At 46.1% G+C, this 11,312-nt stretch carries 2 protein-coding genes; one reads left to right on the top strand and one right to left on the bottom strand.

Annotation, left to right across the window (positions count from 1 at the left end; genetic code table 11):
- Positions 1-95 precede the first annotated feature (95 nt).
- Positions 96-1,463 (top strand): transposase, encoded by a 1,368-nt coding sequence (locus K4039_RS05995; RefSeq protein ID WP_265234228.1) that lies wholly within the window; start codon positions 96-98, stop codon positions 1,461-1,463.
- Positions 1,464-1,540: 77 nt separating this feature from the next.
- Here K4039_RS05995 and K4039_RS05990 read toward each other — a convergent pair whose 3' ends face one another.
- Positions 1,541-11,293 (bottom strand): tetratricopeptide repeat protein, encoded by a 9,753-nt coding sequence (locus tag K4039_RS05990; RefSeq protein ID WP_265234227.1) that lies wholly within the window; start codon positions 11,291-11,293, stop codon positions 1,541-1,543.
- Between the last annotated feature and the right edge of the window lie 19 nt (positions 11,294-11,312).

Here is an 11,312-nt window from a genome sequence, read left to right as displayed (position 1 = left end):
TTTGCGGGTATCGGTATAATGGTTGAAACCTTGTATGACTAGCATACAAGCTATTGGCTCACCCCATTTTGCAGTATTTAGGAGGACGCTCGTAAATGTTAGATGCCATCTTTGAGAGATTTGTCAAGCTCAGTCCTGTCAGTGTCATGGTCCGAGGCTTAATGGAACGAGTATTGAACACAGAACAACTCGACTCCATCTTTGAGAATCATGCCAAGAGCCAGTACACGCGAGAACTCCTATTCTCCAGCATCGTAGATTTAATGAGCCTGGTAGTTTGTGGCATCTATCCTTCCGTGAATGCTGCATACCGAGCCAAAGCATCGGAGCTTAATGTCAGTCGAACAGCGGTCTATGACAAACTTAATGGCATCGAACTAGATGTGAGTGCTGCACTGTTAAGAGAAACTGCTGCCTCTATGACTGATGTGATGGAATTTCTGGGAGATAGTCCACCAAAGTTACTAGCTCCTTATCAAATCAGAATCATTGATGGCAACTGTTTAGCTGCTACAGATCATCGTTTAGAAGCCTTGAAGCCCTATGCAGCGAAAGCTTTACCTGGTAAGTCTTTGGTTGTACTTGACCCAGACTTGAAAATGGCGATTGATGTGTTTCCTTGTGAGGATGGTCACGCTCAGGAACGTTCTTTATTTGAGTCGGTATTACAACGGGTAAAACCTGGTGAATTATGGATTGCCGATCGCAATATGTGTACTCAAGGGTTTCTCTTTGGTATCTGTAACGCCTCTGCTGATTTTTTAGTCCGAGAACATAAAACTCTGCCACAGGAAGCAATCAGTGAATTGGAATTTCAAGGTGATATAGAAACAGGCTCTGTTTTTGAACAGACAGTTGCTCTCACTTATGAGGGTAGCTGTTTGAAAGTACGACGGGTGGTATTGCGTTTGAAAAAAGTTACTCGTGATGGCGATTGGGAAATTGCCATACTTACTAGCCTACCTAAAACTGTTGCCAGTGCTACCGATATTACTCAGTTATATCGAGAACGTTGGAGTGTTGAAACTCTCTTTCAAATCGTAACTAAGAACTTTGAGGGCGAAATTCAAACCTTGGGGTATCCGAAAGCTGCTTTATTTTCTTTTTGTCTAGCTCTGGTTTCTTACAATATTTTAGCTGTAGTCCGAAGAGCGTTGGGCAGTGTACATGGTGTCGGTAAAATTGAGTCTAGTCTTTCAGAATTCTACTTGGTTGATGAAATTCAAGGGACTTATCGGGGTATGACTATAGCCTGTGAACCTGATAATTGGTCACATTTGAAGGCTTTATCCCTATCTCAATTAGCCGATTTTCTGTTGGATTTGGCCGGGCGAGTGAATTTGAAGTCTTTCCTCAAGCAGCCGCGCTCCCCCAAGAAGAAGAAACCACCTTTGATTGTAGACTCACGTCATCGTCATCTTTCTACAGCAAGGCTTCTAGACCAAGCTCGGCAGTCACCTTGACAGGGCTAGGTGCGCATTGCGCACCGGTTTCAAAAATTGAAATGATATTAATTCCCGTAGGGTGCGCATTGCGCACCCTACAAAAGAGTAATAACATCAAGAAATCGATTAACCTGTTTTTTCCAAGTCCAATCCAGCATAAAATTTGCCGCAGCTAAACCGCGATTTTTGGCAACTTCGCGATTATTATAAACTTGCTCCAAAGCATCAACAACTTCTGCAACATCAGACTCTCCCCAACCTTCGACACCAGCAAAATGAGCAGTAGGTTTAACTTGTCCCTGATGCGATAAAGGATAGCAAATGTTGCTGTAAATCAAGTCTAAATGACCAGTATTTGCTGATAAAATAGTCGGAATTCCGCAGGCCATACTTTCCATTGCGACTAAATTAGTGCCACCTTCGCAGCGGTTGGTAAAAACGGCGCAGTCGGCTTCTCGCAAAATTTGTCCCGCGAGGTGATTGGGTATTAAGCCGATGTCGATAAAAGAGTCAATCGGTAAACCGTTGGCTGCCAACCATTGGGATATTCCTAAACTTCCATCGCGGTTAATATTGGGAAGTCCGGTAACGTTTCCGGTTTGTTCCATTCCCAGCATATATTGAGGCCAAAAGTTGTGCCACGCTGTTAGTAATAATGCCTCTGGATGGCGGGCGCGAAATTGTTTGAAAGCGGCAATTACTATGTCTTGGCCTTTGCGATATTCTAGTTTACCACCGGAGAATATCACGAAGCGATCGCCAAATAGATTAGATTTGGGTGCAGGATGGAAAATTGTCGGGTCAATTCCTTGATTTACCATCGCCACATTCGTTAAGCCACAGCTTCGCAAAACATCCGCATTCCAGTTAGAACCGGCGACAATTACGCTATATTTTTTCGCTTTTTCTACGGCTTCTGCTGTGATGCGCGTGTCTTCAAAAAATATGACTCCTACTTGACAAGCGCTGGTAAGTTGATTCTCTACTCCTGACGTTACTAAATTATTCCCCAAACCGTAAAGTACGGGAAAGTTAAAAGCGATTTGTTTGTCATAATTCGCGGTTACTAATTCTTGAAAATGTTTCTGCTTTTCTATTAGGGGTAATAACAGCGATTTGTGCAGCGGATTGAGCGATTCTGAGGTGATGGATGGCGGGACTAAAAGTGCCACTTCCCAGGCGGGATTTCGCAGCAGTTGCAGTGTTAAATTCATGCCGTAAATTCCCCAGCCGCTGGTGAGGCTGAGCGGCCAACTGATGCCGATTCCTGTTATTTTTGGCGGGGTTTCTGGGGGAATTTGTAGGGGCGGTGCCCCCGTGCCCGCCCCGGCCAGGGTTTGTAGGGGCGTTGTCGCTTCTGCCTTTTTAGAATTAGAAATTAGGTTTTGCAGTGCTGCTTTTATCCGATCGCCCACGGCATCCCAATCACCGGGTTTTGACTGCCTAAACAACCGCGCAGTGGGATACCAAGGGCTATCTTCCCGTTCCAACATCCACCGCCAATCGGCAATGAAAGACAGCAAAATCCACACCGGTTTCCCCAACGCACCGGCTAAATGCGCCACAGAAGTATCTACGCAAATTACTAAATCCAGTTGGGAAATAATCGCTGCGGTGTCGGCAAAATCAACGCAATGTTGACTCAAATCTTGAACTTGCTGTTGATTTAATAAAGCGTAATCCCTCGCTGGTAAATCTTTTTGCAGGCTGTAAAAACTCACTCCCGGAACATCTAAAAACTTCACAAAATCGCTTAACTTACACGATCGATCATTGTTCTTGCGGTGCAGCGGCCCACCAGCCCACACAATACCTACTTTTAGCTGATTGTTTGATTCTAGGGAAAATTTACAATCCTCTGGCACTTTTAAATAAGGAATATTTACAGGCATATTTTCCAAAGTCGTTCCCAAAATTCGGGGCAAACTCATCAGCGGCGCTTGTACTTGAAAATCCGGCAAATCTTGCGGCTTTGTTGCTACAATATCTATCCCTGCAACTTTTTCAAACAAACGCTTCAACGATTGATGACAAGCAACAACAACTTTGCCACCTTTTTGCTTAACTAAAGATGCGTAGCGGATAAAATGAATCGTGTCGCCCAAACCTTGTTCTGGGTGCAATAATATTGTTTTCCCCTGCAAATCGGAACCGTCCCAAAGCGGTTGATCGAAATATCGGGGCTCCAATTCTTGAGTTTGCCAGCGCGATTCGTACTCCGCAAAGCCGCGCTCAAAATTTCCCGTTAAGAGCAAAGCTAAGGCTAGTCTCAAACGCCAATTTGGTGATTCTGGACGTAGTTGAATTGCTTTATTGTAGAATTCGATCGCCTCTGCGAATTTTCCCTCTTCTTCGAGGGCGGCACCCAAATATAAGTTAGTTTCGCTGAGATTTGGATTAGTTTTTAGGGCTTGGTTGTAGTGGAAAATCGCCTCGGTTATTTGCCCGTTTTCCTGTTTAAAATAACCTAAATAACTGTGGGCTTCTGCGTGGTTTGGTGAGGCGAGAATTACTTGTTCGTAGCGACTGGCTGCTTCGGCTTGTTTCCCTTGTTTTCGTAAGGCATTTGCTATCTGAAAATCCACATCAACTGCTGTTAGTTTTTTGGCAGAGACAAGACTGGGCGATGGCGATGTTTCACTCGCAATCAAGGATTTTGTTAACTCTTGTAAAGCTATTTTTACCCGATCGCCCACGCCATCCCAATCACCCGCTGTTTCCTGCCGAAACAACCGCGCAGTGGGATACCAAGGGCTATCTTCGCGCTGCAACATCCACCGCCAATCGGGCACGAAAGAGAGCATAATCCAGACAGGTTTACCCAAGGCACCGGCTAAATGCGCCACAGCAGTATCCACGCAAATGACTAAATCTAGTTGCGATATCACCGTCGCAGTATCAGCGAAATCGTTCAAATTGTCGCTCAAATCGATCGCAGAAGTTTGATTTAACAAAATGCGATCAGCAACCGACACTTCTTTCTGAAGACTGTAAAAACTGACACCGGGAATATCTAACAATTTCAGGAAATAGCTTAAATAACTCGATCGCTGAAAATCCTTCAAATGTTCCGAACTTCCCGCCCAGACAATCCCAACTTTGAAATTGCCATCGGCATTTAGGGAAAATTGCCAATGCGGCGGCGCTGCTAAATAAGGAACATTTGCTGGTATATTTTCTAAATTTGTTTCCAGAATGTGCGGCAAACTCATCAGCGGTACTTGCACTTGAAAATCGGACAATTCGTCCATCCGCACCGCCACTTGTTCGATGCCAGGAATCTGCTTGAATAAACGCTTGAGTTCTTGATAGCAAGAAAGGATTACTTTGCCGCCTTTTTGCTGCACAATTGCCGCGTAGCGCACAAATTGAATTGCGTCACCCAAACCTTGTTCGCAGCGAATCAAAATAGTTTTTCCGTGCAAATCTGAACCGTCCCAAATCGGGCGATCGAAATTCAACCACTGTATTTTCTTTGCTTGATCGGTTTGCCAGCGCCATTCGTACTCTGCAAAACCGCGAGGTAAGTCACCTGTTAATAGCAGCGCTAAGGATAAATTGAAGTGAGATTTTGCACAATTTGGATCGCAACTAATAGCTTGATTGTACAATGAAATTGCCCGGTCTATTTCGTGATTTGCTTCTAAAACTGTGCCTAAATTATTCAGCGCTTCTACATAATTTGGCTGTAAGGTTATGGCTTTTTCTAAGCTAACCGCAGCTCGATCGAATTGGTGCATTTCTAAGAACAAATTTCCCAGGTGATAATGTCCTGCGGCGCTGTCAGGTTCTATCTCAATTGACAGACAATAAAGGCGTTTAGCTTCTTCTAGCTGATTTGTTGCTTGCATTGCCGCACCCAAATTTACGATAGCCGGCACGTAATTGGCATTGATGGAAAGTGCTTGATTAAAACAGGCGATCGCACTTGACAACTCGCCCTGCTGCTGGAGTGTCGCGCCGAGATTGTTCAGGGCTTTGACATAAACGGGATTTAGGGCGATCGCCTTTTGAAAGCAAACTACAGCCTCGGCTATATTCCCCCGATCTTGCAGCAAAATACCCAAGTTATTTTGCGCTTGAGCGCAGTTCGGGTCAATTTCGATCGCGCGCTGATAATACGTCGCAGCTTCGGCTAAATCCCCTGTTTGGTGCAGCGTCACCGCTAAATTGGTGGCGACTTCAATCGAATTTGGCTCCAAAACTAAAGCATTTTCAAAATACGAAATCGCCTCGATGAATTTTCCTTGCGACTTCAGCAGATTTCCCCTATCGAATTGTTTCTTAGCCAAGTCAAAATTAAGCTGAGTTTCTATTATTGGTTGAGCTTTCTGATGCTGAGCAATTCTTTCTCGGAGCGCGAAACCAACCTTTTCTAAAACTCCTTCCCAATCCCCCGCTGTTGACTGACGAAACAGTCGCGCCGTCGGATACCAAGGACTATCTTCCCGTTCCAACATCCACCGCCAATCCGGTACAAAACACAGCAAAATCCACACCGGTTTGCCCAAAGCACCAGCTAAGTGCGCCACAGAAGTATCAACAGAAATTACTAAATCCAGAGCCGATATTGCGGCCGCTGTATCGGCAAAATCGTACAAATAAGAGCTTAAATCTGTGACGGGCATTTGCTCTAACAAAGCGCGTTCTTCTGCTGTCATTTCCTTTTGCAAACTGTAAAAATCCGCTCCGGGAATCTCTAATATTTTGGCTAACAAATTGAGCGGAAACGATCGCAGTTTATTTTGTGAATTGTTAGTATTGCCACACCAGACAATCCCTACTTTCAAATTAGCAGTTTGGTTGAAAGTAAATTCCCCGCCGGGAGGTGGAGCTAAATAAGGAACCTGGGCGGGTATACTTTCTAAAGTTGTTCCCAGAAGGTGCGGCAAACTCATGAGGTGGGCGCGAACTTGAAAATCCGGCGCTGCTTCTGGACTAATTATTAACTGATCGATTCCCGCAACTTGTGCAAACAAGCGCTGCAAGTGCGGCAAACACCAAACAATTACCCGGCCGCCTTTTTGCTTGACTAATTCTGCGTAGCGAATAAATTGAATTGCATCGCCTAAACCCTGTTCCGGGCAAAGCAAAATTGTTTTTCCATCCAAATCTTTGCCGTCCCAAATCGGTTGAAGAAAGTTGTATTGCGGGAACTGTTTTTTCTCAACAACCAGCCGCGATTCGTACTCTGTAAAACCGCGTTGAAAATCTCCCGCCAGCAGCAAGGCTAAAGCTAAATTTAGGTGAGATTCTGGGTTGGTGATATTGAATTCAACTGCTCGATCGTAATAGGTGACAGCACTGGCAAATTGTCCGCTTTGGTGCAAAATGTTTCCCAAACCGTTGAGGGAATTGATATAACCGGGTTTGAGTTCGATCGCCCGATTGTAACAATCCATCGCCTCAGCCATGTTTCCCGCTTCCTCAAAAGCTTTAGCGAGATTGTTCAAAGCTTCGGGAAAGTCGGGTTTCAGGCTCAAAGCTTGCTGATAGCAGGCGATCGCATCTTGAATTTTACCTTGTTTGTGCAAGACAATTGCCAGATTGCAGCGAGCGCCCGCACTGGCTGGATATTTCTGAATTCCTTGCTGGCAAAAGGCTAGAGCCTCATCTAACTGATCTTGGTTTGACAGCCAACTGCCGAAAGCGAGATCGGTTGCTGTCAAATCGGGTTGCAGCGCCAGAGCTCGATCGTAATAGGCGATCGCATCTGCAACTCGGCCCTGGCGGATCGAGGCGTATGCTAAGTTGTGCAAAGCGTCCAAATAATTGGGATCTAGCTCGATCGCCCTTTCGTAATTCGCGATCGCGCGATCGTAATCCGCGCCCGTTTCCTCCCCTTGTTTCTCCAAAGCAATGCCCAAATTAAAATAAGCCGCCGCGCAATCAGGATTGACTTGAATCGCTTGCTGGTAAAGCGAGCAAGCCTCCGCCACCTTCCCTTCTTCTTCCCGCAGCAGCCCCAAATTAATCATCGCTTCGGCGCAATTCGGGTTCAAAGACAGCGCCCGCTGGTATTGTGCGATCGCCTGTGCAGTCTCCCCTGCTTCCGCCAGCGCGCTGCCCAAATTGCTCGCAGTTTCCGCCAAATTCCCGTCGATTTCTAGCGCTTGTTGGTAGTGCGCGATCGCCTCTGTTAACCGCCCGCTTTGCTGTTTGACAACGCCTAAATTGCTGTGGGCTGCCGCGTAATTTGGATCGATCGCGATCGCCCGCTGATAACATTCGATCGCACCAGCAAAATTGCCCTGCACCTGCAAATTTCGACCCTCGCGAAACTCTGCATTCGCCGCATCCGAGGGCACAAATGCTGCGGAAACAGCGCCTAGAGCCTCCGCCACCCGCTCAAAAACCCCCTGCCAGTCCCCCCTTTCCCGTTGGCGAAACAGCCGCGCCGTCGGATACCAAGGACTGTCTTCGCGCTCCAACAACCATCGCCAATCCGGGGAAAACGCCAGCAAAATCCACACTGGTTTGCCCAAAGCGCCCGCCAAATGGGCGACAGCGGTATCGACAGTAATCACTAAATCCAGTTTGGCGATCGCAGCCGCAGTATCGGCCAAATCCCCAAAATGCGGGCTCAAATCGACGATCGGCGTTTGATTCAACAGCGCGCGATCGGTCTCTAAAACCTCTTTCTGCAAGCTGTAAAAAGTTACCCCCGAAACGTCCAAAAGCGGCAGAAACTTGCTCAAACTGCAAGAACGCTGTGTATTTTTGCGGTGTTTGGGATTCCCCGCCCAGACAATCCCAACTTTCAAATTGCGATCGGGCAAAAGCGCAAATTCAGCACCCGCAGGCGGAGATAAATAAGCAGTAGTTGCCGGAATTGTTGCCAGTTTTGTACCGAGAACATAGGGTAAACTCAACATCGGCACTTGCACATCAAATTCCGGCAGAGGTTCACCTCTAACTATGAGCAAATCAATGCCATCAATCATGGCAAACAAACGGCGCAATTGTGGATAACAGTCAACAATTACCTTGCCACCTTGCTGTTTGACGATCGCAATGTAGCGAATAAACTGAATCGAATCGCCTAAACCTTGTTCAGCGTGCAGTAAAACAGTCTTTCCCTGCAAATCGGAACCATCCCACAGTGGCCGGTATTCTCTTGCTGAAAGTGTATTTCCCTGTGCCGTCAAAAAACAGGAATGGCTAGTTTTAAATTCTTGAATTGTCCAGCGCCATTCATATTCGGTGAGACCATTTTCCAAGTCTCCGGCCAACAGCAAAGCCAAGGACAAATTCAGGTGAGCGCTAGCATGATTTGGATTCAAATAAATCGCCCGTCTGTAGCAGGCTATCGCATCTTCAACTACGCCTTTTTCCAGAAAAGTTCTGCCTAAATTGTTGATAGCTTCCACAAAGTCCGGCAGCAATTCCAGAGCTTTGTGATAATACTCCAGTGCCTCTTCTAAATTGCCCTGTTCTTGCAAAACAGTTGCCAGATTGTTGTAAGCTTCCCAGCTATGGGGATGAATTTCCAGCGCCCGCCGGTACAGATCGAGCGCCCTTAAAAGTTCCCCCTTTTCTTGCAGCGCCACCGCTAAATTAATCAGTGCAGGCACGAAATCCGGTTCAGCAATCAGAGCTTGTTCGTAATGCGCGATCGCATCTTCCACTTTACCTTGTTCCTCAAAAATTTTGGCTAAGTTATAAGCTGTTTGAGGGATGTTTGGAGCGATCGCTAAAGCTTCTTGATAATGCGGGATAGCTGCATCTAATTCGCCATTTTCTTGTTTGAGAAAACCAAAGTTAATCCGCGCTTGCACGCAATTTGGATCGAGAGATATTATTTGATCATAAAGGGCGATCGCTTCTTGCTTATCGCCTGTTTCCATTAAATGTTCTGCTTGTCGCAATAAATCCTCTAAAATCAGCGAATTTGCGATCGCCAGAGATGTCTCAATCCCCTGCGAATCCTTGACTGGTGAGTCAGTCGCTAACGCTTCGCCCGCGATCGCAAATACTTGTTTACTCTCCTCAACCGGGCTGGTAGCTGTCAATTCCAGTGGCTGATTTTTCGCAGCATCCTCGACAGAAATATCGGCAAAAGTACCAGAATTTGCGATCGCAAATAAACTCAAAGCCGCGTGCACATCATCAAACAATTCTTGCCAACTTTCCGGCTGAATTTGGCGAAAAAGCCTTGCAGTTGGATACCAAGGATTGTCTTCGCGCTCCAGCAGCCAGCGCCAGTCAGGAGCAAAAGACAGCAGCACCCAAACCGGTTTTCCCAAAGCACCAGCCAAGTGCGCCACCGATGTATCAACAGTAATTACTAAATCCAATTGAGATATAGCAGAAGCCGTATCAGCAAAATCGATCAGATGCGGACTCAAATCCGGGACTAGATGCTGGTGTAATAAAGTGCGATCGCACTCCGACAAGTTTTTTTGTAAACTATAAAAAGCGATTCCTGGCACATCCAAAAATTGAATAAAATCGCTTAAATTGCAAGAGCGCTGATTATCTTTCCGCCGTTTTGGACTCCCCGCCCACACAATTCCCACCTTCAAGTTGGCATCAGAAGCCAGCGCAAACTTGCACTCAGCAGGCGGACTCAAATAAGGAACATTTGCGGGTATTGTTTCGAGAGTTGTCCCCAAAATTCTGGGTAAACTCATCAGCGGTACGTGAAAGTCAAATACTGGTAAACCCTCAAAACTAACTGATAAATATTCAATGCCGGCAACAGTCGCAAACAACCGCATTAATTCAGGATAGCAAGCCACCAGAACTTTAGCGCCTCGGCTGCGAAGAATCGGCGCGTAGCGAATAAACTGAATCGAATCGCCCAAACCTTGCTCAACGTGGAGTAAAATAGTTTTAGAATGCAAATCGGAACCATCCCAAAGCGGCTGTTGAAATTGCCTCGGTTGTAGTGTCGGAGTGCGCCACCGCCACTCGTATTCAGCAAAACCGCGCTGATAATCTCCGAACAATAGCAAACTTAAGGCTAATTCCAGGTGTGCGATGGCGTTGTCTGGCTGCAATTCCAAGGCTCGACGGTGACAAGTAAAAGCCTCTTGAAATTCTCCTAAATCTACTAAAGCGTGGGCGAGGTTGTTAATAGCATCCACGAAGTCGGGCTTTAAGCTTAATGCTTGTCGGTAGTGGTCTATGGCTGTTTTTGTATTGCCTTGTTCGTGGTAAAATGCTCCGATATTGTTTTGCGCGTCGGGATTGTGCGGTTCTATTTCTAAAGCTTGCTGGTAGTAGTTGAAAGCTTCGGTTAATTTACCTTGCTGCTGCAAAACTCTGCCCAAGCCTAGCAGAGAATATGTCAATTTAGGATTAATTTTTAAAGCGTGTAAATAACAGGCTGCTGCATCGTTGAGTTGATTTTTTTCTGTAAATATTTTTCCTAAATTGTGGGCGGCTTCAACCAGGTTTGGGTCGAGTTTGAGCGCTGTTTGATAATATGAAATTGCCGAGTCGATTTCGCCCAATTGCTGTTTGATCCAGCCCAAATTATTGTATGCTAGTGCGGTATTTGGTGAAAGTTGGATGACTTGTTCGTAACTGGCGATCGCCCTTTGACTGTCGCCGACATCCATCAAAACATGGGCTTTGTTTAAATGTGCTTCTACAAAATCGGGGTTTTGGGCGATCGCGCGATCGTAAAAGTCGATCGCCTCAGCCACTTTTCCCTGCTGTCTGACTGCTATTCCCAACAAACACAACACGTTTGCTGACTCCGGCTGCACTTCCACGATTTGCCGGTACAAATTTTCAGCTTCTAACAAACGCCCCGCTTGATGATGTGTCCAAGCTATGTTCAAAGAATCTTCAGCACGCATTTTGACGGCAGATTTTTGCGATTTTTTCTTAGAAGCCATAGTTGTCTTTGTTATTTGG

The organism is Lyngbya sp. CCAP 1446/10, from assembly GCF_026130175.1.
Classification (GTDB): domain Bacteria; phylum Cyanobacteriota; class Cyanobacteriia; order Cyanobacteriales; family Microcoleaceae; genus Microcoleus.
The sequence above is the reverse complement of the archived record's forward strand: the minus strand, read 5'-3'. Positions and strand labels throughout refer to the sequence as shown.